The organism is Metaclostridioides mangenotii, assembly GCF_017873185.1.
Taxonomy (GTDB): domain Bacteria; phylum Bacillota; class Clostridia; order Peptostreptococcales; family Peptostreptococcaceae; genus Metaclostridioides; species Metaclostridioides mangenotii.
This window is the reverse complement of sequence record NZ_JAGGJX010000001.1, coordinates 522,543-546,085: the sequence shown is the minus strand read 5'-3', so window position 1 is coordinate 546,085 and position 23,543 is coordinate 522,543. Positions and strand designations below refer to the sequence as shown.

General features: G+C 30.1%; 21 protein-coding genes, 1 riboswitch and 1 other annotated feature. Of the genes, 16 read left to right on the top strand and 5 right to left on the bottom strand.

Annotated features, from left to right (window positions below):
- Positions 1 to 23: 23 nt before the first annotated feature.
- A riboswitch (Lysine riboswitch) is annotated at positions 24 to 192 on the top strand.
- An 85-nt stretch (positions 193 to 277) separates the two neighbouring features.
- The 3 genes from J2Z43_RS02665 (at position 278) to J2Z43_RS02655 (ending at position 3,637) form a co-directional block, all read left to right on the top strand.
- On the top strand, positions 278 to 1,471 hold the full coding sequence (locus tag J2Z43_RS02665) for an aspartate kinase (protein WP_209455724.1): 1,194 nt from the start codon (positions 278 to 280) through the stop codon (positions 1,469 to 1,471).
- Positions 1,472 to 1,484: 13 nt separating this feature from the next.
- Positions 1,485 to 2,780: a diaminopimelate decarboxylase gene (lysA, locus tag J2Z43_RS02660; RefSeq protein WP_209455723.1), complete on the top strand. Its 1,296-nt coding sequence runs from the start codon at positions 1,485 to 1,487 to the stop codon at positions 2,778 to 2,780.
- 167 nt (positions 2,781 to 2,947) lie between these two features.
- A complete protein-coding gene (locus tag J2Z43_RS02655) occupies positions 2,948 to 3,637 on the top strand; it encodes an outer membrane protein assembly factor BamD (protein ID WP_209455722.1) in 690 nt (229 codons plus the stop codon).
- Positions 3,638 to 3,749: 112 nt separating this feature from the next.
- Here the strand turns inward: J2Z43_RS02655 and J2Z43_RS02650 are convergent, their stop codons facing one another.
- A complete protein-coding gene (locus tag J2Z43_RS02650) occupies positions 3,750 to 4,829 on the bottom strand; it encodes an AI-2E family transporter (protein WP_209455721.1) in 1,080 nt (359 codons plus the stop codon).
- 184 nt (positions 4,830 to 5,013) lie between these two features.
- Here J2Z43_RS02650 and J2Z43_RS02645 point away from each other — a divergent pair, with 184 nt between their 5' ends.
- The 7 genes from J2Z43_RS02645 (at position 5,014) to clpB (ending at position 13,190) form a co-directional block, all read left to right on the top strand.
- Positions 5,014 to 5,730 carry a pseudouridine synthase gene (locus J2Z43_RS02645; RefSeq protein ID WP_209455720.1) on the top strand — a complete coding sequence of 239 codons (717 nt, stop codon included), beginning with the start codon at positions 5,014 to 5,016 and terminating at the stop codon, positions 5,728 to 5,730.
- A 90-nt stretch (positions 5,731 to 5,820) separates the two neighbouring features.
- Positions 5,821 to 6,396: a tRNA (mnm(5)s(2)U34)-methyltransferase gene (locus J2Z43_RS02640; protein ID WP_209455719.1), complete on the top strand. Its 576-nt coding sequence runs from the start codon at positions 5,821 to 5,823 to the stop codon at positions 6,394 to 6,396.
- A 260-nt stretch (positions 6,397 to 6,656) separates the two neighbouring features.
- A complete protein-coding gene (locus tag J2Z43_RS02635; protein ID WP_027701996.1) occupies positions 6,657 to 7,529 on the top strand; it encodes a MurR/RpiR family transcriptional regulator in 873 nt (290 codons plus the stop codon).
- A 181-nt stretch (positions 7,530 to 7,710) separates the two neighbouring features.
- Positions 7,711 to 7,919: a binding site (T-box leader), on the top strand.
- Between the two features lie 213 nt (positions 7,920 to 8,132).
- Complete coding sequence (gene argF, locus J2Z43_RS02630; protein ID WP_209456360.1) at positions 8,133 to 9,152, top strand: ornithine carbamoyltransferase; 1,020 nt, start codon at positions 8,133 to 8,135, stop codon at positions 9,150 to 9,152.
- 295 nt (positions 9,153 to 9,447) lie between these two features.
- The gene (locus tag J2Z43_RS02625; RefSeq protein ID WP_327786914.1) at positions 9,448 to 9,900 is read left to right on the top strand and encodes a replication/maintenance protein RepL; all 453 of its coding nucleotides are present in this window, start codon (positions 9,448 to 9,450) and stop codon (positions 9,898 to 9,900) included.
- Between the two features lie 4 nt (positions 9,901 to 9,904).
- Positions 9,905 to 10,501 carry a hypothetical protein gene (locus tag J2Z43_RS02620; RefSeq protein WP_209455718.1) on the top strand — a complete coding sequence of 199 codons (597 nt, stop codon included), beginning with the start codon at positions 9,905 to 9,907 and terminating at the stop codon, positions 10,499 to 10,501.
- 91 nt (positions 10,502 to 10,592) lie between these two features.
- Positions 10,593 to 13,190: an ATP-dependent chaperone ClpB gene (gene clpB, locus J2Z43_RS02615; RefSeq protein WP_209455717.1), complete on the top strand. Its 2,598-nt coding sequence runs from the start codon at positions 10,593 to 10,595 to the stop codon at positions 13,188 to 13,190.
- 187 nt (positions 13,191 to 13,377) lie between these two features.
- On the opposite strand, the gene J2Z43_RS02610 is transcribed toward clpB, so the two are convergent.
- Positions 13,378 to 14,235 (bottom strand): YitT family protein, encoded by an 858-nt coding sequence (locus J2Z43_RS02610; RefSeq protein ID WP_209455716.1) that lies wholly within the window; start codon positions 14,233 to 14,235, stop codon positions 13,378 to 13,380.
- 1,016 nt (positions 14,236 to 15,251) lie between these two features.
- On the opposite strand from J2Z43_RS02610, the gene J2Z43_RS02605 reads away from it, so the two are divergent.
- On the top strand, positions 15,252 to 15,428 hold the full coding sequence (locus tag J2Z43_RS02605; protein WP_234925943.1) for a hemolysin XhlA family protein: 177 nt from the start codon (positions 15,252 to 15,254) through the stop codon (positions 15,426 to 15,428).
- Between the two features lie 1,109 nt (positions 15,429 to 16,537).
- On the opposite strand, the gene J2Z43_RS02600 is transcribed toward J2Z43_RS02605, so the two are convergent.
- A complete protein-coding gene (locus J2Z43_RS02600; protein ID WP_209455715.1) occupies positions 16,538 to 17,731 on the bottom strand; it encodes a saccharopine dehydrogenase family protein in 1,194 nt (397 codons plus the stop codon).
- A 303-nt stretch (positions 17,732 to 18,034) separates the two neighbouring features.
- Between J2Z43_RS02600 and J2Z43_RS14985 the strand changes: the two genes are divergently transcribed.
- Both J2Z43_RS14985 and J2Z43_RS02595 read left to right on the top strand, forming a co-directional pair.
- Positions 18,035 to 18,169: a hypothetical protein gene (locus J2Z43_RS14985; protein WP_268828382.1), complete on the top strand. Its 135-nt coding sequence runs from the start codon at positions 18,035 to 18,037 to the stop codon at positions 18,167 to 18,169.
- Between the two features lie 299 nt (positions 18,170 to 18,468).
- The gene (locus J2Z43_RS02595) at positions 18,469 to 19,362 is read left to right on the top strand and encodes an MBL fold metallo-hydrolase (RefSeq protein WP_209455714.1); all 894 of its coding nucleotides are present in this window, start codon (positions 18,469 to 18,471) and stop codon (positions 19,360 to 19,362) included.
- A 108-nt stretch (positions 19,363 to 19,470) separates the two neighbouring features.
- Here the strand turns inward: J2Z43_RS02595 and J2Z43_RS02590 are convergent, their stop codons facing one another.
- Positions 19,471 to 20,574, bottom strand: coding sequence for a DUF5808 domain-containing protein (locus J2Z43_RS02590; RefSeq protein WP_209455713.1), 1,104 nt, complete (start codon positions 20,572 to 20,574; stop codon positions 19,471 to 19,473).
- The gene (locus tag J2Z43_RS02585) at positions 20,567 to 20,956 is read right to left on the bottom strand and encodes a GntR family transcriptional regulator (RefSeq protein WP_209455712.1); all 390 of its coding nucleotides are present in this window, start codon (positions 20,954 to 20,956) and stop codon (positions 20,567 to 20,569) included. The genes J2Z43_RS02590 and J2Z43_RS02585 overlap by 8 nt, the downstream gene beginning before the upstream one ends.
- A gap of 268 nt (positions 20,957 to 21,224) precedes the next feature.
- On the opposite strand from J2Z43_RS02585, the gene J2Z43_RS02580 reads away from it, so the two are divergent.
- From J2Z43_RS02580 to J2Z43_RS02570, 3 genes are all read left to right on the top strand, one after another.
- Complete coding sequence (locus tag J2Z43_RS02580; protein ID WP_209455711.1) at positions 21,225 to 21,425, top strand: hypothetical protein; 201 nt, start codon at positions 21,225 to 21,227, stop codon at positions 21,423 to 21,425.
- Positions 21,426 to 21,611: 186 nt separating this feature from the next.
- Positions 21,612 to 22,253, top strand: a complete 642-nt coding sequence (locus J2Z43_RS02575) for a histidine phosphatase family protein (protein WP_209455710.1) — start codon at positions 21,612 to 21,614, stop codon at positions 22,251 to 22,253.
- A 39-nt stretch (positions 22,254 to 22,292) separates the two neighbouring features.
- On the top strand, positions 22,293 to 23,519 hold the full coding sequence (locus J2Z43_RS02570) for a BaiN/RdsA family NAD(P)/FAD-dependent oxidoreductase (RefSeq protein WP_209455709.1): 1,227 nt from the start codon (positions 22,293 to 22,295) through the stop codon (positions 23,517 to 23,519).
- The last annotated feature ends 24 nt before the right edge of the window (positions 23,520 to 23,543 follow it).

Below are 23,543 nucleotides of genomic sequence, written 5' to 3'. Positions count from 1 at the left end.
ATATATCAAATTAATAAAAATGTACCTGAGGTAGAGGCGCTGTATTTATAAGTACTCATTCGTAGTCGGCAGATGTTGATGATTGAGGAAAGGAACTACAGCCGAAGTTGATCTGTTGGCAAACATGTCTTCTGGACTTATACATAATATGTATGAGGCTGTCACTTTCCATAGTGGTGAGCTACAAGGTTACTTGGTTTATGTAAATTATTACGTCCAAAGTATACCTTTGGGCGTTTTTTATTATATATTTATCATTTGAAGGAGAGGCTTTATTATGGGGATAATTGTTCAAAAATACGGAGGAAGCTCAGTTGCTAGTACTGAAAAAATAAGATCTATTGCTGAGAATATAATAACTAGAAAAGATGAAGATACTAAAATAGTAGTCGTTGTATCTGCAATGGGAAAAACTACTGATGAATATATAAAGCTTGCAAAAGAGCTTAGCAATAAGCCAGATAAGAGAGAGCTTGATGTTTTAATGTCAACAGGAGAGATGATATCTGCATCCCTCTTAGCGATGAGTTTAAATGAGCTAGGGCATAAGGCAGTTAGCTATAATGCTTACCAACTGGATATTCAGACAAGTGGATTACACGGTAAATCACTTATAAATGATATAAATGTAGAAAAAATTGAAAGTAAACTTCAAGATAATAATGTAGTTATTGTTACGGGATTCCAAGGTATAAATAGTGAAGGTGATGTTACAACTTTAGGAAGAGGTGGATCTGATACATCAGCAGTTGCTTTAGCTGTAAAATTAAATGGAAAGTGTGAAATATATACAGATGTTGATGGAATATTTTCAGTAGATCCTAGAAAATACGATAAAGCTAAAAAACTCAATGAGATAGAATATGAAGAAATGTTGGAATTAGCCAGTCTTGGAGCTCAAGTCATGCACTCTAGAAGCATTGAATTAGCTCAAAAATACGACGTTGAAATTTATGTTGGACGTACATGTGGTAAAGAAAAAGGTACATACATAAGGGGGAAAGGTCAAATGAATTTAGAAAGCAAAGTAATTACAGGGATTGCAGCAAGCGATGATGATAGCGCTATTACAATAAAAGATTTTAAATTAGAGGATGTTGCAGGCTTGTTTGAAGATATAGCAAATAAAGGTATAAGTGTAGATATGATAAGTCAAACAGCACCAATAGAAGGGCGTATAAATGTATCATTTACAATTCCGAAAGAAGAAGTTAATTTATGTAAAGAAATGGTACAGGCTTATTCAGACGGAGATAATATGCTTGTAGATAATAATATAACTAAATTTTCATTAGTAGGTCTTGGAATGAAGGATACTTCTGGAGTTGCGTCTAAAGTATTCAAGATTTTTAAAGAAAATAATATTGTAGCAAAACTTATAACTACATCTGATATACGTATTACATGTGCCATTGATTCTAAGAAAAAAATGGTGGCAATAAACAAAGTCGCGGGCGAATTTAATTTATAATTAGGAGGTAGTTATGAGACTACATGGGAGCATGCAGATAATAGAAAATGAACTTAGTATAGGAGGGGTACCTTGTACAGAGCTTGCAAAAAAATATTCAACTCCACTATATGTAATAGATGAAAAACTTATAAGACAAAACTGTAGAGAATATATAGATAATTTAAATGTTAAAGAAGGTAAAAATAAAGTAGCTTATGCAGGAAAGGCATTCTTACCTACAAATATGTGTAAGATCATAGATGAAGAGGGAATGAACCTTGATGTTGTATCAGGAGGAGAACTTTATACTGCTTACAAGGCAGGTTTTCCTATGGACAAGGTGTTCTTTCACGGAAACAACAAGACAAAAGAAGAAATAAGCATGGGGATAGAATTTGGCGTTGGAAGATTTGTTGTAGATAACTTCTATGAACTAGACTTGATTGAACAGATTTGTGAAGAGAAAAACAGAGAACAAGAGATATATTTTAGAATCACTCCAGGGATAGAAGCTCATACTCATGAGTATATAAAAACTGGGCAAATAGATTCAAAATTCGGATTCGCTCTTACAAATGGTGATCTAGGTAGAGCTATAGAAAGACTTCAAAACTACGGAAAAATAAAATTAGTTGGACTTCACGCTCATATAGGTTCACAAATATTTGAAATAGAGCCTTATCTAGATACGGTAGATATAATGATGAATTTAGTAAAAGAAGTAAAGGAAAAGTACTCTCTATCTCTTACAGAAGTAGATCTAGGCGGAGGAATGGGAGTTTACTATACAAAGGAAGATTCTCCTATAGAAATAAAAGACTTCTGTAAAGCTATAGTAAATAGAGCCGAAGAAACATGTAAAAACTTGAGTATAGATGTTCCAGTGTTGGTAGTTGAGCCAGGGAGATCTATTGTAGCAAATGCAGGAAGCACACTTTATACTGTGGGATCAATAAAAGATATAAAGGACGTTAGAGTGTATGTAAGTGTAGATGGAGGAATGACTGATAATGTTAGACCTTCTTTATACCATGCAGGGTATGAATGTAGCATTGTAAACAAAGTAAATAACGAAACTGTAAATAAAGTTACTATAGCGGGAAAATGTTGTGAGAGTGGAGACATATTGATAGCGGATACTGACATAATGGATATAGAGAGTGGAGATATATTAATAACTACTTCGACTGGTGCTTATGGTTATTCTATGGCGTCAAATTACAATAAAATACCTAGATCAGCAGTAGTTACAGTATTAGAAGGAAATGATAGATTGATATGTAAAAGAGAAAGTTATGAAGAATTACTGTCTTTAGAAGTTAGATAACATTTAAAATATATTTTACAATATTCTATGTTTTATTAAGTATAAGAGACATTTAATAACAAAAAATGTAATTGTATTACATGATTTGATAATTTAACTTACTTTTCACTATTTCAAAATAAATCCAATTGTGATAGAATTTATACTATATAGTGAGGGGGGTTTAGATGAGGACAAAGATTATATTGATGATTACATTAGTATCTCTGCTTTTTGTGGGATGCTCATTTAACAATAAAGATGTAGACTACTATGAAAAAGGCACACAAGAATTAGAAGACAGCAAATATAAAGAAGCTATGAAGAGTTTCTCGACTGTTCTTGATGAAGACGATACAAATCAAAATGCTAAAGCGATGTATCTGCAAGCTATGAGGATGTCTAAAGCTCTTAATTTTAAAGAAGAAGATGATTATCGAAGTGCGATAGAACAACTTGAATTTATATCTAAAATAAAAAATGGTTCTTCTACAGTAAAAAGTAAAGCTATTAAGCTTAAGAAGCAGTTTAAGGATGAGTTAGAAGAAGAAAATAAAAATAAAGAAAGTAGAAAAGAGAGTGCTAAAAACAGTGCTAAGGGCGACTTAAGCAGGGTTGAGCAAGATGCGACAAATTCGCAATACGGTAGAAAAGTAAAAAAAGATAAATATAAAAATAGTTACAATAATTCAAACAGCAATCATAGCTCTGGAGATTCCGGAGAATCAAATGAAAACTCAGGAGGAACATCAGGATCGGGTGGAAATCCTGAATCAGGGAGCTCAGGAGGGTCAAATGAATCGGGAGGAACATCAGGATCAGGCTCTACTAATACTGAAGGAGGGTCAAATGGGGCCGCACCTCAAACAGCTCAATAGAATTAAATTTAAATAATAAATTAAAACCTGCTTGGTCTTAGGTAGACCAAGCAGGTTTTTTATAACATGAATTAAGATTGAACAACTGAATTAAAATCGGCTGTTTAAACTATTATTGCAATCTCTTTTTAATGTAGTCACTTATCTGTAGATTAATTATGGCAGCAATCGGAATAGATATAAATAGTCCAACCAGACCAAATAACTCTCCTCCAATAAGAACTGCACTTATAATCCAAAGAGGATTTAAACCTACCTTGTCACCTACAACCTTTGGGCCGATAAAATTTCCGTCTAATTGTTGAACTACTAATATAAATACGGCAATCCAAAATGCCTTTACAGGACTGTAAATTAGAGTCATACTTATCGGTAAAAACGCTCCAATAAAGGGTCCGAAGTATGGTATCATATTGGTTATAAATATAATAAAACTAAAGAAAAAAGCATTTTCTATTTTAAATACAAATTGAAATCCTAAAAAGACTATTGCCCCAACGATTAGTGATTCTATAATCGTTCCAACTAAATAGTGGTAGAAAATTTCATGTGACATTTTAAAGAACTCAATAGTCTTATCTGTACGACCTTTTTTCAGAGAGGCGTACAAAAGTCTTTTAAATCCTCTGGCAATTTTCTCTTTATCAAATAACATATATATCGACAAAATAACTCCCATAATTATATTAAATATAATAGATGTTATACTAAAAATATAAACTATTAAATTTGTAGATATATTTGTAAGTGTATTTACACCTTTACTCAGTAATTCATTTAAGTTTTGTTGAAGGTGAGGTAGAGTTGCCTCAAAAAATTCTTGTTTGGATATTCTTTTCTCCAAGGCGGTATTTAAAAACTCAATGTAGTTAGGGATTTCCTTCATAATACTATTTAAAGTGTTTATAGTAGCTGGGATAAGTAATTTAAAAATTATAAAAATTAGTATTGTTATAATTATATATGAGAATAATATATTGACTAACCTATGTGTTTTAAATCTATTCTCAAAAAACATTACAAGTGGATCTATAAGCAAAGCAAGCAGTATACCTATTAAAAATGGACTGAAAAATCTAGCTATACTTCCAATCCCAGATATAAAAATCCTTGGGTTGTCGATGATTTTGAATATCAAAATAGATATTGAGATAACTATTACATAGTTTTTAATATTTTCTTTTGTAAACATGTTACCTCCCATAATTTATTTAAATTTGTAGCAATGATATATATAGTATTGCTATAAATCTTGAATAAATTACATATAATTAAAATTTAATAGATATTAAATTTATTTTTATGTTGGGATATAGTAAAATATAATTAATATCGATTGAATAATATAAATTCAATTAGAAATAGAAGGTGGAAATATGAGAATTAATAAATATATTGCAAGTTGCGGAATTGCATCTAGAAGAAAAGCAGAAGAACTTATAACTGCAGGAAGAGTAAAGATTAATGGAGAAGTAATTTATGAATTGTCGTATAAAGTTGACGAAGAGAATGATAAAGTAGATGTCGATGGAAATACAATATCTCTTAGCAACAATAATGTATATATTGTACTTTACAAACCAGAAGGTTACATAACTACAGTTAAAGATCAATTTGACAGACCTAGTGTCTTAGATTTGGTTAAAGATATAGATGAGCGACTTTACCCAGTTGGAAGGTTGGACTATGAAACTAGCGGACTTTTGATACTCACAAACGATGGTGATCTCACTTATAAGTTGACTCACCCAAAGCACAATGTAGATAAAGTGTATAATGCAAAGTTGAAAGGAATACCAAACGACATTGAAATAAAGAGATTTGAAACAGGGCTTGAGATAGAAGACTACAAGACCGCGCCAGCTAAAATAAAAATACTAAAGACATTTAGAGACAAAGGCTACTCTGAATGTGAGATAAGAATACATGAGGGCAGGAACAGACAAGTTAGAAAAATGTGTAGAGCCATAAACCACCCTGTACTTAATCTTAAAAGAGTCAATATGGGAAAAATAGGACTAAAAAATCTTAAAGTAGGCGAGTATAGGCATTTAAATTCGGAAGAAGTAAGTTATTTAAAGAATATAAGATAGTGTAAATAACGCTGAATAATTACATTTTATAATGATATTTAATTTAGAAGTAGAATTAAATTAGGACTGCTATAAATTGAGGAGTAATAAATGAAAAGAGCTAAATATTTAACTAAAATAACGGATATAAACAAAATTTACTTAGAGAAGATTGTAAAAAGTGGAGATATCGTAGTTGATGCAACAATGGGAAATGGCTACGACACTAAGCACTTAGCAGGAGTTGTAGGTAAAAATGGTTTTGTGTATTCATTTGATATTCAGGAAAGTGCATTGGAATCCACTAGAAAATTACTAGAAAAATCAAATTTAGACAGCAATGTTAAATTGATCCACGATGGTCATGAAAATATTTTAAACTATGTTTTTGAAGAAGTATCTTGTGTTTTATTTAATTTAGGGTACTTACCTAGGGCAAATCATGATATAATAACTAAGCCAGAGACTACGATAAAAGCGATAGAGGGCAGTCTAAAATTGTTAAAACCAAATGGTGTAGTTAGCATAGCAATTTACACTGGACATGAGGGTGGATTAAATGAGAGAAATGCAGTATATGAATTTGCAAAAAATCTTTCACAAGATGAGTTTAATGTATTAGAATGTGCATTTTTAAATCAGGTAAATGATCCTCCACAACTTTTAATGATCGAGAAGAAAATGTAACTGAGAGATCAAGAAAAACTTGACATTAAAAAATTAATAGATATCATATATATTGAAGGGTGTACAATTAATAGATTTTAATTTTCATAGAATTAAAGTACGCCGATAGGTCGAAGTAAAGTTACAGAAAATTCAGGGAATTGATTCTTAAAATTGATAGGGAATTAATTTCAGAAATTTAATTTAGAAACAACTTAATCTCTTAAAAGACTTTAAATAAAGTATTAAAAAGAGATTTTATATACGAAAGGAAGATAAAAATGGATGATATAAAAGATATGAAAGATGGGAAGCACTTAATATCAACTATTCAGTCGCAGTATACAAGGCTAAGTAAAGGCCAGAAACTTATAGCTCAGTACATTTTGAATAATTACGATAAAGTGGCGTTTATGACTGCATGTAAATTGGGAGAGACAGTTGGAGTTAGTGAATCTACAGTAGTTAGATTTGCAAATGCTCTTGGATACAATGGTTATCCAAAACTACAGGCAGCTTTACAAGAGTTAATAAAAAATAAGCTTACAACAGTTCAAAGGGTTGACATGGCAAATGAATACTCAAGTGATTTTGCAATATTAAATAAAGTCTTAAAAAGCGATATAGATAATATAAGAGTTACTCTTGAAGAAATAGATGAGAAAGCTTTTGAAGAGGCTTCAAATAAGCTTCTTAAAGCTAGAAAAATATACATCTTAGGTGCTCGAAGTTCTTTTGTAATAGCTCAGTACTTAGGATTCTATCTTGATGTTATACTGGACAATGTTCATGTTATTAGAATGGATATGGGGGATGCTTTTGAGCAAGTTGTAAGAATGTCTGAAGAAGATGTAGTTATAACTATTAGTTTCCCGAGATACTCTAAAAAATCTTACCAAATAGTTAGTTATGCGAAAGAAAAAGGTGCACACGTAATATCTATTACAGACAGTTTATTCGCACCAGTTGCATCACTATCAGATAATACACTTCTAGTTAAAAGCAATATGGCGTCTTTTGTGGACTCTCTAGTTCCGCCTTTAAGTGTTGCGAATGCCCTTGCTATTTCAGTTGGTATGAAAAAGAAAGAAGATATAAAACAGCACTTTGATGATTTAGAGCAGATATGGAAGAAATACTCTGTATACGAATAAAATTACTAAAAAATCAATTTTTTAAATATAAAATATATCTATAAATAAAATTGGATAAAATATTTAATTTTAATATTAAAATTAAAACAAGAAATTAAAGCTAGCTGAATTTAGTATTTGGCTAGTTTTTTAGTTGACAATGTATTTAAAATAAATTAATATAGATAGAAATAATAGAAAAATAAATCCTGGGAAGAAGAGAAGTAGCAGTAAGCTAATTTATAGAGAGCCGAGATAGGTGGAAGCTTGGCAGTGATGTTTATGTGAATAGAGCTTTGGAGGATATTGCAGGAAATTAGTATTGCAATAGGTGTTCTCGCCTTAAGAGATCGAGTGGGTAAGATATTTTTATCAATAAGTGTGGTAACGCGGGTTATATTCGTCTCTTGGTCTTTGACTGAGGGTTTTTTTAGTTGTATCAATATTTATGTATTTAAATTTACGATGCAAATTAATATATAATTGGGTTAGCGCGCTATTGTTAGAATGTTTTACTAAGAAGAGTGGTACCGCGCAAAGTCGCCTCTTAGCATTAATTGCTGAGGGGCTTTTTTAATACAAAATTTAAAAAGAGGTTAGGTGAGTGAAATAATTATGAAAAGTATGAACAATATAAGTTTAAAAGGTAGAAATTTTTTAACACTGAAAGATTATACTAGGGAGGAAATTAAGTATCTGTTGACTCTAGCGAGTTATTTAAAAACAAAGAAAAAGGTCGGTATAAAAGGAGATTTGCTTGAGGGAAAAAATATAGCTCTGCTATTTGAGAAGACATCTACTAGAACTAGATGTTCATTTGAAGTCGCAGCTCACGATGAAGGGGCCTTAACTACATATCTTTCGCCTGCTGATTGCCATATGGGCAAAAAAGAATCTGTTAAAGATACAGCGAAAGTATTGGGGAAATACTACGATGGAATACAATTTAGAGGCTTTAAGCAAGAGACAGTAGAGACTTTATCTGAGCACTCAGGGGTACCTGTATGGAACGGTCTAACCGATCAATACCATCCGACGCAAATACTAGCAGACTTCCTTACAATAACTGAAAATGTAGATAAAGACCTCGATAAAATAAAACTTGTCTATGTTGGAGATGCAAGAAATAATATGGGTAATTCTCTCTTGATAGGATGTGCAAAGGTGGGAATTCACTTTGTAGCTTTAGCTCCAAAAGAACTTTGGCCAGTTAAAGAATTGATTGAAGAAATGAAAGAGGTATCTAGAAAGTCACATGGTAAGATAACATTGACTGAAGATATAAATGATGTAAAAGGTGCAGATGTAATATATACAGATGTTTGGGTTTCGATGGGTGAAGAAAATATGTACGAGTCGAGAATAAATCTTTTGACAGATTATCAAGTAAATATGGATATGATAAAGAAGACAGAGAATAATAATGTGATTTTCTTACACTGTTTACCAGCATTTCACGACTTAGAAACAGAAGTAGGGAAGGAAATATACGATAAGTTTGGGCTTAAAGAGCTTGAAGTAACAGATGAAGTATTCAATTCAAAACACTCAAAAGTTTTTGAAGAAGCGGAGAATAGAATGCACACGATCAAGGCTATTATGGTTTCTACTATCGCTGGTGCAAATATGGATAATAAATTTTAAAATATTATAAATGAATAAATTGTAGAGTGGTCATTATTAATTAGTAAAAGTGATACGATATAAAAAATAATCAATTTATTAATACCTAGTAGGAATAAAAATAATTTTTTTTAAAAGATTACATAAAATATTATAAATTAGGACTAAAATAATTGAAATTAGTCAAAACTTATAATGACAAAAGTTAAGTGATAAGACTAATAAAAGTTTACCTCATTGCTTAACTTTTGTCGTTTTTAGTTTTGACAAGCTTATTTTTTTGTAATATATTTACTTTAGATAAAAGTGAAAGAAGGTGAGGATAATTTTTAATTCGAATAAAACGGGTAAAAAAGATTTAGAAGATCATTATACAGAGAGTAGGAATGTGCTTTTTGAAAAAAATAAATACTCAAACATATCTATTAAAAACTATTTAAAAGTTGTAGAAAAATCCTATACAAAGAAGGACTTGATTCCCCTTATGCTTTTGAGTCTTATGGATAAAAACAACAAGATTTATATGACACTAGATGAACTTTCAAAAGAATTTGATTATCCAAAGACAACTCTTTCAACAAATTTCACTGAACTAAAAAAAAGAGATTTTTTGCAGAGAGTAAAAAATGGGGAATATATGATAAATCCATCCATTTCGTATAGAGGAAGTAAAATGGATAGAGATAGGCTGTTAGATGAATACAACGGCTTAAAGGTTAAAAAAGGAAATGATTCAAGTAACAAAAAAGCTTATAAGGGAAGAAGGTAATAAGATGAGTTTAAAAGTTGATAGAAATATATTACAGTGGTTTGATCGTTTTTTTGAAGAAGGATCTACTACACTTAGACAACATAATTTCCTTAGTAATCTTAGCCAAAATAATGTTTATAATAAAAACAACGTAGCATTTACTCTTAAAAAAAGCAATTCTAACTACTGGAAACTCTATTTTGAACTTTCAAATGATTATATAATCAAACTAAGACAAAATGTTCACCCTCTGTTTAGAGAGTATATATATGAACAAATCTCAATATATAACAATAGCCAAATTTACAACTTTATTAATACAAATATACTTAGAGTGTTTAAGAATGTATCTAATTACGAGTACGACTACATTGAAAATATATACGTAATAGATTACAGTCAGAAATTTTTAGAAAAATGCGAGAATTTATTGGTTGGAGAAAGTAGATTTTTAACCAATGATTTATATATAAATGCCGACAAAAAAGACAGTATAGACTTCTTTAATGGAGATAAAAGTTTTATACTAACGCTTCAATTTAACCCAGACAATAATGAAAATTTGCTAGATAGTCTCTTGGATCTTAGAAAATCAATAATAATAAATGAAAAAAATTAAATCAATTTAAAATAATCAAGACTAAATAATATAGAAAAAATATGAACTATTATCTAAATATAATAATTAAAAAGAAAAAGGAGTGATTTAAATGGACGTAGAAAAAATGACAGTGAGAGTTCAGAAAAGTTTAAATGAGGCATTTAATGAAGCAGTTAAAAATCACAATCAACAAGTAGATGTAATCCATCTTTTTTCAGCGCTTGTAAATCAAGAAGATGGGCTTATTCCAAATATAATCGAAAAAATGAATGTATCCATTGATGCACTTAAAAACTCAATCTACTCTGAGATTGATAAGCTTCCAAAAGTATACGGAGATGGTGCAGATTCTCAAGGAGTAACTGCTACAAGACGTATTAATGAAGTTCTTATAAAAGCCGAGAGTATATCAAAAGAATTTAAAGATCAGTATATAAGTGTTGAACATGTAATGCTGGCAATTATTGATCTAGAATCAAAAAATACAGTTGGTAAAATATTGAAAGAGTACAATATAACTAAAAGTGAATTTTTAAAAGTTCTTCATCAAGTTAGAGGGAACCAGAGAGTTGATTCGTCAGATCCTGAGGGAACTTACGATGCACTTGCAAGATACGGTATCAATCTAGTTGACTTAGCAAAAAAACATAAATTAGATCCAGTTATAGGCAGAGACGAAGAGATAAGAAGGGTAGTAAGAATACTTTCAAGAAAGACTAAAAACAACCCAGTATTAATCGGTGAGCCAGGTGTCGGTAAGACAGCTATAGTAGAAGGGTTAGCCGAGAGAATAGTAAGAGGGGATATTCCAGAAGGATTAAAGGATAAAATTGTATTTTCACTTGATATGGGTTCACTTATAGCTGGTGCTAAGTATAGAGGTGAATTTGAAGAGAGATTAAAAGCGGTACTAAAAGAAGTTCAGAGTTCCGAAGGCAGAATAATTCTCTTTATTGATGAGATTCATACAATTGTAGGCGCTGGAAAAACGGAAGGTTCTATGGACGCAGGTAACTTAATAAAACCAATGCTTGCTAGAGGTGAACTGAATTGTATAGGTGCAACAACTTTTGATGAGTACAGAAAATATATTGAGAAAGATAAAGCTCTAGAAAGACGTTTCCAACCTGTTGTAGTTTCTGAACCAACTGTAGAAGATACAATTTCAATACTAAGAGGGCTTAAAGAAAGATTTGAGATTCACCACGGTGTAAGAATTCACGACAGTGCAATAGTAGCAGCGGCAAAATTATCAGACAGATATATCCAAGATAGATTTTTACCAGATAAAGCTATAGACTTGATAGATGAAGCTGGAGCAATGATACGTAGTGAAATAGATTCTCTTCCTACAGAGCTAGATGTAGTTAGAAGAAAGTTATTTACTCTAGAGACAGAGAGAGAAGCTCTTATTAAAGAAAAAGATGAAGACAGTATACAAAGATTAGAGAATATACAAAAAGAAATAGCAGAACTTAAATCTAAAAACGATGAAATGACTGCAAAATATGAAAAAGAAAAAGGTAATATACTAGAGATTAAAAATTTAAAATCACAACTAGACGACGCTAAAGGAAAAGTTGAAAGATACGAAAGAGAGTACGATTTCAACAGAGCAGCAGAGGTTAAGTACGGTGAAATACCTACCCTAGAGCAAAAGATAAAAGACTATGAAGAAAAAATGGAGGAAAGCTCTGAAAATGCTCTTCTTAAAGAGGAAGTTACAGAGGAAGAGATATCAGATATAGTATCTAAATGGACTGGTATACCTGTTACTAGACTAGTAGAAAGCGAAAGACAGAAATTATTAAAACTTGAAGATGAACTTCATAAAAGAGTTATAGGTCAGGACGAAGCTGTAACAGCAGTATCAAATGCAGTAATTCGAGCGCGTGCTGGTCTTAAAGATGAGAAAAAACCTATTGGATCATTTATATTCTTAGGGCCAACTGGCGTTGGTAAGACAGAGCTAGCTAAAACTTTGGCTAGAAACCTATTTGATGATGAAGACAGTATAATTAGAATTGATATGTCTGAGTATATGGAAAAACAAGCGGTTTCTAGACTTGTAGGACCTCCTCCAGGATATGTCGGATATGAAGAAGGTGGACAACTTACTGAAGCAGTAAGAAGAGCTCCATACTCAGTAATTCTATTTGACGAAATTGAAAAAGCACATGAGGATGTATTTAATATGTTCTTACAAATACTTGATGACGGTAGACTTACAGATAACAAAGGTAAAACAGTAGATTTCAAAAATACTCTAATAATTATGACTTCAAATATAGGAAGTAACTATCTATTGGAAGCTGGTGGAAATATCACCGAAGAAGTAAATAGCATGGTTATGAGAGAGATGAAAATGAGATTTAAACCAGAGTTTTTAAATAGGGTCGATGACATAATTATGTTTAAACCACTTGATAGAAAAAATATCAAAAAAATTATAGATATATTTATGAAAGACTTAAAAAACAGACTTACCGAAAAGAATATAAATGTAGAAGTTACAGAATCTGCAAAAGATATTATGGTAGAAGAAGGTTACGATCCAGTGTACGGTGCGAGACCATTAAAAAGATATATAGGAAATGTATTAGAGACTACTATAGCTAAAAAGCTAATAGCAGGCGAATTATATAATGGTTGTACAATACTTGTAGACAGTATAGATAATAGTATTACTGTAAATTTAAAAGAGTAGTATAAATGCATATATTGATATAAAGTAAAACTTAAAATAAAGCTTGAAATAAAAGAGTATTTGAATAAAGCTAGAAATATTCGAATAAAATAAATGGTTTCAGATAAATAATCATATTGAGAGGATTTAAGATTCGTTAATTCAATATGAATCATTTAACTGAGACCATTTTTCGTTAATTTATATGTTATTTGTCATACATTTTAAATCCATTACCTACGGCTTCATGAATATCAGTAATTATAATAAATGAATTTGGGTCTGTTTCCTTGACCAGTTTTTTCAGTTTTACTACTTCTTTTTTTGCCACTACAACCAGTATAACTTTCTTATCTGAACCTGTGTACGCACCTTCGCCATTTAAAATAGTAGCTCCTCTTTCAAGGTCTTCTATAATAATCTGATTTATCTCTTTGTACTTATCAGATATTATCATAAATGATTTTGAATAATCAAATCCTTCGATCATAAGGTCGCTCATTTTAACGATAATATAAAGAGCAAGGGTTGAGTAAAGAGCTATTTCTATCCTTCCTGTAACAATACCAGATAAAGCGACAACTACAGAGTCTACAATCCCCATCAATACTGGCACACTAAGGCTTGGGATATATTTATTTAGAAGTAAACCTATAAGGTCTGTTCCACCAGTAGTACCGTTTATTCTAAAGATAAGGCCATGTCCAAATCCCATAAGAATAGAACCAGATATAATAGCGAGTATTATATCATTTGTTACATCTATCATAGCTAGGTTATCGGTAACTTTTAGGGCAAGTGTTAGAAGCAAAATGCCGAGCACAGTTTTTATACAGTCTTTTCTGCTTAGAATTTTAAAAGCGAGTACAAATAACGGTATGTTTAATACTAGGTTTACTACCCATAGAGGAATTGGCGAAATAGTGTTTATTACTACAGCTAGACCAGTAAGCCCACCTGGTGCTATTGAATGAGGATTAAAAAATAAATTAAGTGATGCAGCCATCAAAAAACACCCGACTACTAATATTAAAACTTCTGAAATAGTTATTCTATCTTTTTTCATTACATCACTCCTTTGTTTATATATAGTATACTTTACATTATTTAACTTATTTATAATCCTTGAATACAAAATACATAAAATAACAAATAAATAACATAATACTAAGATATGAGAATGTAGTAATTTATAAAACAGCATAATACTTTAACGGTTGCAATTTCGACGTTTTTAATTTTAAAAGTCGTTGCACCTGACTGACATTTAACTGATTAATCGTCCCAGAGCTTTTTATAAAGATGGAATTAATTTTTTAGCTGGCGGTACGAATGATTGGGGTTATGGCACTAACATAGCATATACTTATATACCTTAAATGAAAGGGGAAAAATAAAATGAAAATACAAATATGGGATAAAAAAAGCAAGATAAATAATATAGATAAAGAATATATTTAAAAAAATAGTTTGCTTAATGAAGGAGATGTTTTTTTAGTTAACAGCACAACAATATAAGCAAATAACGAGCGAGGACTATACAAAGTAGAGTCCTTTTTTATAAATAAAAGAGATTAAAGTGAATATAATAATATTATACTGAACATAATTAATACCATTATTGATCAGTAACTTTGTCATTGTTTTTTCGTATGAATAAAAAGTTGAGTTCTTTTTTATGAATAAAAATAATTAATGTACGCATTATACTACCTTGGTTTCCCTATACTAAAGGTGTTTTTTCGTTTGCTTCTACAATTGTAGTTGCTTTCTTATTGCATAATATGAAGATAAATTTAATATATTGTATGGACACCGAAATAAGATATATATTTATAATCTTTCAGTGTTATTTTATAGTATTTTCCTATCAAAAAAACACCTTATATTTTTAAGGTGTTTTTTGGTATTATATTGTATATAATATGTACACAGGATTATGGGTTCACTTAATCGTGTTTCTCCTTACATTTTGCATTATGTATTATATATCATGAAAAAGCACCGCTTTATGTGGTGTTTTTTTATTGCAAATTTTGGGGTAGATTAGTCTATCCCTTATATAAATTATAAGATTCGGAGATGAATGAGGAACTGATAAAACATCAGATTGAGACACATAAATGTAGAATCGATAACCACTCAGAAAGATTAGACAAACTAGAACAGCAACAAGCTGCTTTTGCTATACAAATAGAAACATTATGTAGCGATTTAAAGGGATTAACAGGAGTGCTTAAATGGTTAGTAGGTGTATAATTACAACACTTATAGGGTTCTTTATATATATGGTGCAAGCAGGATTAATTAGATAAAAGGGGGTGATTATATGGATATTATGATCCATAGGAGGTTGATAGTATGGACATATTCGATGAAAATGGAATTAAGCCAATGTTAATAGCGGAGATGCAAGAGGTTGCGAATTTAATAGTTGCTTAGTTGCTATTCTATTTTTAATTTTGAAAATAAAAACTCTTTTCGACACATTTTTTAAGTTATTTTTTTAATACATTGTTATAATAAAATAGTTATTAACTCAATCGATATCATCTTAGTTGAATTATGATTTTACCAGACAGACAGTCAGTTAGGGGGCAAGGTGCTTTATTTAAATTATTTAAAAACTGAGTACCGATTATTTAATGAGAAATAAGTTAACTTTTTCAAAAAAAAGAAAAACAATATATTCTTTTTTCTGTAATAAAAATGATTCAATAGAATTTGCATTAACTTTTATACCAGCTTCTATTATTATATCTATAATTGAAGATATTTTAAATTTTAAAAAGACACTTATTACTGGTGTGATTTATTTTTTTATATTTATGGTTATTTATATGTTTATAAATTTTTGTATAAAAAAAGTATTAAAATATTTATTAGAGACTTATCATTGCAGTATTTTTTCAAAAATAATAACTTGGGCATTATGTGCTTTAACATGTTTTATTTACATTTTCTTTATTGTAATAATTCTCATAGTAATTTGGATTGGATTCTGTTATTTTACAGATATGCTTTAAGTGTGAGCCTTAGAAAACTTAATCAGTATAAATATAAAAAGAAGGGATTGGCGCCACCGATTAATTACGTACCTAGTGGTAATAATTAGGATGCTGTATGGTTAAAATCGAAACTTGTTTGTACTTTTGAGTATATGCCGAATGACAAAGGGAGTTTAAGACAGCCAGTTTTAGGAGATATAAGAGATGATAAATTACCAACAGAGTGTAGAGAATAGTAAAAAGGGTAGCTAAAATTGCTACCCTTCTATTATTTACATCAATTAACATTATTAAATTTAGTCTCTGCAATAAGTGCAACATCTTGAACATTATGAAGAAAGTATAAATTTTTAAGTTTTATTAATACATTTCTTTAACAGTAAGTTCTTCGGTAACATTAAATCCAAACCCATCTTTGCGGATTCTATTTACTGTTTCTTTCACAAATTTATCTGCATTTTCTATTGCCTCTTCAGCAACCATAATACCTTTTTTAGTTATTTCACCTTTACCTAACATTTCAGCGCCGATGATTAGTGGTATTGCTGTAAGTGGAGCCATATTTCCTGCTACTCTTCCTATATAAGAGATGTTTTTACCATCTTTTTTACCGTGTAGCTCTGTGGCTGCACAAGCGGTAACTCCCTTTAAAAATTCCTTAAGTTCCTCTTCTGTCATTACTGGTTGATTAGATTTTTGTTTTAATAATACAGCTAGTGCAAAATCACGAGGTGATACAGGATTACCATTGATGTTGAGTGGATAATTTGATGTAAGACCTGCTAAGCTTAGTTCTTTAAAACCTTCGTATGCTGAGGCTGGTTCAAGGCTGAATCTTACTGATACGTTTTGAATTCCTGATGAGTATCTAGGGAATGTAAATACTTCAGGATGACCTATTCTAGTAACTTTACGAATACCATAAGGTTTTCCAAAGTCGAAATCCCATTCTTCACGGAATGAAGGTTCATTCAATTTCACTCCATTTTTAATGTATGGAGCATTATGTACACATTCTAACATATGTCCAAGTACTGCAGGACCACCTGGTTCTTTCTCATCACATGCAAAGTAAAATATAGCTTCGTTTACTGAGTCAAAATAACGTTGTTCTGCACTACATGCTAGTACTGATAGAAATCCTGGGCTAGCACCCAGACCCATTATCATACTAAGACCTTTTTCTTCGGCTTTCTTTGGCAAGTCTGATTCAAATATTTTATTAAATGCTTCGATGTCATCGCAGAAATCAATATAGTGTTTGCCAGCTTTAATTGTAGTTTCAATAATCTTATATGCAAAAATATGATAAGGACCTGTACAGTTAGCAACTACATCACAATCCTTTATAAGTTCGTATAATGCATCTTCGTCAGAAACATCAACTTCTGCTGCTTTCACTATTGGTGAGTTAAGATTTTCTACAATTTTCTTATTTTTTTCAAGATTACGAGATGAAATTATTACCTCGTCAAAAATACTACTATGATTAATTAAATCCTTAATGCCATAAAGTGCTTGAGAACCTGCTCCACCTAATACGACTAGTTTCATAATAATCCTCCTAAATTTATATTTATGTATTCCTCTATAAACTTTTCGTTATAACATTATATTCAATAAATATAAAAGTATTATAAATTTGAAGTTATTGTAATTTATTTTTAATTTCCGAACATTTGAAACTACCCGATTTTAAGTAAATTATGCTAATCGTAGGACAAGAAATTGAGGCACATCATTACCCTTTTTGTGCCAGTTAGAAAACTTGGGGTACGTGCTTGTAATTTATCTAATTCTAATTATGTATCTCATCTATTTTCTCATACCTTTACATGTCAATAAAACGCTTATCAAATGACATTTATAGATAAACTTAAATATAGATTCGGACATTATGCAGTTCAAAGAGGCATTGCTCTAGTAGATACTGAGTTATCACATATTAATCCTATCGATGATCATGTAATATATTCTACTGCATTCAGATAACGTAAAAAGATCTGGATGCTAATCCATTAATCCGACGTTAAACAATATATACGATATAATGAAAACAAAAACATCGGAGGAATAAATGAATACAACAAATGAAACTGAAGAACTAAAAACTGAAATTATAAATATGATAGAAGAAATAGCAGAAACACTAAATGATGAAGAGTTGGAAGAGTATGTATTTAAATAATTTACTTTTACACAAATTTTCTGATAATTAGTGGAATTTGCATATTAAATAAGTTATAATAGAATGATTCAGTATTAAATATACAATATCAGAGGTGATGAATATGGCTAGTTTGACTTTAGAACATATAAAGGGAAATACATATTATATTCCACTTCCTACGATTGTAGGAGTGTATGTAGATAATGGCGATGCTATTTTAGTAGACAGTGGGAACAATAAAGACACTTCTAGAAAAATACTTAGGCTTTTGGAAGAGAATAATCTTAAAGTAAAATTAATTATAAACACTCATTCTAATGCCGATCACATAGGTGGAAATTCTTATTTTAAAAATCAAACAAATTGTGAAGTTGCAACGACTAAATTAGAATCTTATTTTACAGAAGATCCTATACTTGAATCATCGTTTTTATACGGAGGGAATCCAAGCAAGGCGCTAAGAAATAAGTTTCTACTTGCTAAAGAGAGTAAAGTAGATCATATTATAGAGGCGGATGGGAAAATACTAGACACAGATTTTGAAGCTATATCACTGCCTGGTCACTACTTTGAAATGATAGGGATAAGAACTCCAGACGATGTAGTATTTATTGGCGATAGTTTGATGCCGCAAAATATAATCGAAAAATACCACTTATTTTATTTATTGGATATAGAATCTCAGTTTAAGACGCTAGATAAACTTGAGGATCTAGAAGCTTCATATTATGTTCCAAGTCATTATGTACATATGGAAGATATAAAAGATCTAATAAACGTAAATAGAGAAAAAATGAATGAAATATTAAATAACATAGAAGATATATGTGTTGATCCACTTACAATTGATGGAGTACTTGCAAGAGTCTGTAAGCTGTATTCTATAAAGCTTGATGCAAATCAATATGTGTTGCTTGGAAGCACTATAAGATCGTATATTACCTATTTATATGAAAACAATAGAGTAGAGTATATTTTTGAAGAAGGCGAGATGCTTATAAACAAAGTGAAATAATCGAACTTAATTAAATAATTTAAAAAATCAGGTTGTAGCTTTTAGCTATTAACCTGATTTTTATTTAAACCATTTAATTGTTAAATAATAAAAGTATTAGATATACGGTTAAGATTTGATACTTTTGACAATATCGAAGACAGCGTATATCAGCAATAATGCTATCCCTATATATATAATCTTACCTATAGGATTAGCTGCGTTGATAGTCCAACCAACTCCGAATCTTTTTGGAATCATTAATGAAGGATCATTTTTATTATAGTATACAAGACCAAATATCCAATTTTCTTCTTTGTCATCAGGCGTAAAAGATGAACTAGATTTAAGGTTTGATGATTTAACAAATTGTACTATCAGTAATATGGCAGATAAAATCATTAGAACAGTACTAATAATATAAATATAGAAATTTATATCAGTGCCATTTATGATTGAATATACTGAATTTATATATATTATACTTAAAGAGATTATAAGTCCCAAGAATGAATAGCCAAGGTAATTTAAAAACTTTAAAGTTACTTTTTTGCTTGAAACTATATCTTCAGTGTCTATTTTAATTCTTGACTTCATAGTTGAAATAGACATTAAGGTTAAAATTAGTACAATAAATAATAATAGCCCGATTTGCAATAAAAAGTTTCTAAAAGTATTTTCTACAAATCCATCTGCTACACCGTTGAAATTCCAATGTATAGGGATTAATTCGAGCGTACTGTTGTAGTTTGCAATTGAGTAAATAGTAAAGATTACAATTAAAATAAAGTTAACAGCAAAGTATATCTTAAATTTATTTATTATTTTATTTCTTTCAGAAAGTACGCTTGTATCAACCATTGCAACTATTTTAGATGGTTCTAAATTATCTTTTAATTTATTTTTTAGGTTCTTAGCAGAAGTATGAGTTTTTATATATATAACTGTTTCAAAAACTAAAAATAAAAGGATTGGAACAGATAGAACTATACTATCACTACTAATTCTTAAAATAAGAACATAGGAAAGAGCTATTGTAAAGAAGTAACTTAGAGTAAGCAGCTTTTTAAAATTTTGGTCTAAAGCTTTTAATTCATTTAAATCTTTGTACTTTTGATCTATCATAATTCCATAGAAATGTTTTTTTGATGTAAGTTTTGTCATAAATAAAAACATCAAGTACATTAAAGTAAGAGTAAATAATAGAATTCCTATATTTAATCCATTATTCATATCTTTTCACCCCGCAGTTATTATAAAATTTGTCAGATAAAGACAAAAATTCCTCTTTACTTATACCAGAGAGATAAGATTTGGCTATCAAGAGCTCTAAATCTTGTTTGTTATTATTCATAGTAGGATTGTCTTTCTTTAATGGTAGATCCGCGACGATAGCTCCTTTTCTTCGATCTATATTTAAATATCCCTCACTTTTAAGTTCATTATACGATTTATTAACAGTATGAAGGTTAACCCCAATGTTTTCTGCCATTACCCTTACAGAAGGCAGAGATTCATTAACTTTTAGATTACCAGAAGCAATACCTTTAATAATTTTATTCTTAATTTGTAAGTATATGGAGGTATCGCTATTAAAATCTAATTCTAAAATCATTTTATCACCTCCGATTTAAAATTTATGTATATATATTATATAATATATATAACAGATTGTCTATATGTGCTTAGTTTCAATATCGTTCTTTATGATAAACTTAAATAAATATTTTAGATACATAATATAACTACTGCAAAAAAATTATCTATATCTGTTATAATAAAGCTTTGAGGGTAGTTATATTATGCCTTTAATGTTATTTAAAAGTATTGGTAAATACAATTCTACTAACTAAAAAAAGATTATTAATAGAAGAGGTGAGCTATTGAGTTTTAATATGAATAAAGCATATGATAAGTTGTATCTTTCTTATAAAAAAGATTTTGAAAAAGATAGTCCTTTTAATTACGATTATGAAAGACCTGCTATGATGAAATTATTAGATGAATCATTAACGGGAAAATCTATATTAGATGCTGGATGTGCTGGTGGTTGGTATAGAACCGAGGCCAGAGGTGAGTTTTAAAGAAAAAGATCCTAATAACTACAATAGATTGATGTTAAATCCAAATTTCTTGATAATTAAAGCATCGAACAATTAATTGTAGAACATCGAGGACTTAGTTTTTTTATAACTTGCTTTTATGATATAATAAAGTGTTAAATAATAATACATTTTTATTTAAATTGATTTAAATAGTGGGAGGAAATAATGGGAAATATATTTTATATAGTAAGGCATGGACAGACAAACTGGAATATACAAGGAAAAACTCAAGGTCATGGTAACTCTGACTTAACAGAAAGTGGAGAAAGCCAAGCAAAACAACTAGCTGAGAGTTTAGTTGATCACAATATAGATTATGTTTTTACAAGTGATTTAGGACGAGCAGTTCAGACAGCAGAAATAGTGGGAAATAGACTTGGATTGAAAGTAGAGAAAACTAATGGTCTTAGAGAGATGGGATTTGGAGTTTGGGAAGGTCTACTTATAAAGGAAATTCAAAAAGACTATGCAGAGATTTATAATACATGGAGAAATGAGCCACATTTAGTGAATATACCTGGTGGTGAGACCCTACATATAATCAAGGAAAGAGTAGATAAATTTATTGAAGGAATAAATGAAAAATACGATAATAAGCGCATCGTACTAATAACGCATTCAATAACGCTTCGTGTAATGCTTTTATCTTTCCTCAACTCAGGGATGGAGAATGTATACAGAATTAAGCAGGACAATACGGCTCTTAATATTGTAGAATTTAAAGATTATGGACCAGTTGTTGAAAAGATGAATGATACAAGTCATTTAAGAAATCATACAAATATAAGCAACTCAGCTTTAGAATAGAGACTTAGTTTTATAATAATAGATTTTGAGGAGAATTTTATGTCTAAAATATTAGTTGTAGGTGGTGGGCCGTCTGGAATCATGTCTGCCATAACTGCTGCAAAAAATGGTCATGAAGTTGTTTTACTTGAGAGAAATGGAGAACTCGGTAGAAAACTTAAGGCCACAGGTGGAGGAAGATGTAATTTTACAAACTACAGAGAAATAGAAGATTTTTTTGATAAAATAGTTACCAATAAAAAGTTCTTGTACAGTAGTTTTTATACTTTCACAAACAGGGATTTGATCTCGTTTTTTGAAGAAAATAGTCTTGAGTACAAGGTTGAAGAAGAAAATGATTTTAAAGTGTATACAAAAAATGATAAATCAGTTGAATTGATAGATACTTTAAATAAGATACTTATAAATAACAAAGTTAAAATCATGTACAACAAAAAAGTAGAGGATTTTATAGTAGAAAATAATGAAGAAAATTCTAAAGTTACAGGAGTTTTACTTGATTCAGGAGAAAAAATCTACTCAGACAAAGTGATTGTCTCTACAGGTGGTATGAGCTATACTTACACAGGATCAGATGGTTCTATGTACAGTGTATTAGCGAAGTACGGACACGATATCAAAAAAATATATCCAGCTTTAGTGCCACTTAAAATAAAAGATCAGTGGATTAAAAACCTACAGGGAGTATCCATGAAAAATGTAGATGTAATGTGGAAGGTGAAAAAGAAAAAATTCCACAAAGTAGGAGATATGTTATTTACTCATTTTGGAATCACAGGACCATGTATACTAAAAGTATCTTCATATATAAATAAGATATTAGAAGAAAATGAAGTAGAGCTAACTATTGATTTCCTTCCCGAGATTTCAGGTGAAGAAATAATAAATGTAATCAAAAAACAACCGAGTAGGAATATAGTAAATAATTTAAAAGAAATTTTACCACAAAACTTCTCTAAGGAAATAATTATAAAATTAAACCTATCAGATAAAAAAGCATCTGATATGACAAAATCTGAAGAGCAGATGATTATTGAAGAAATAAAGAATATGAAATTAGTATGCGACGGTACTACTGGTCTGAATACTGCAATGGTAACTTCTGGAGGGGTTTCTGTAAAAGATATAGATTCATCTACTATGAAATCTAAAAAAATAGACGACTTGTATATTACAGGAGAATTAATTGATATTGATGCAGAAACTGGTGGTTACAATTTACAAATAGCTTTTTCTACTGGATATTTAGCAGGTTTAAGCGTTTAATAATAAAAATTGAGGTGTATTAGT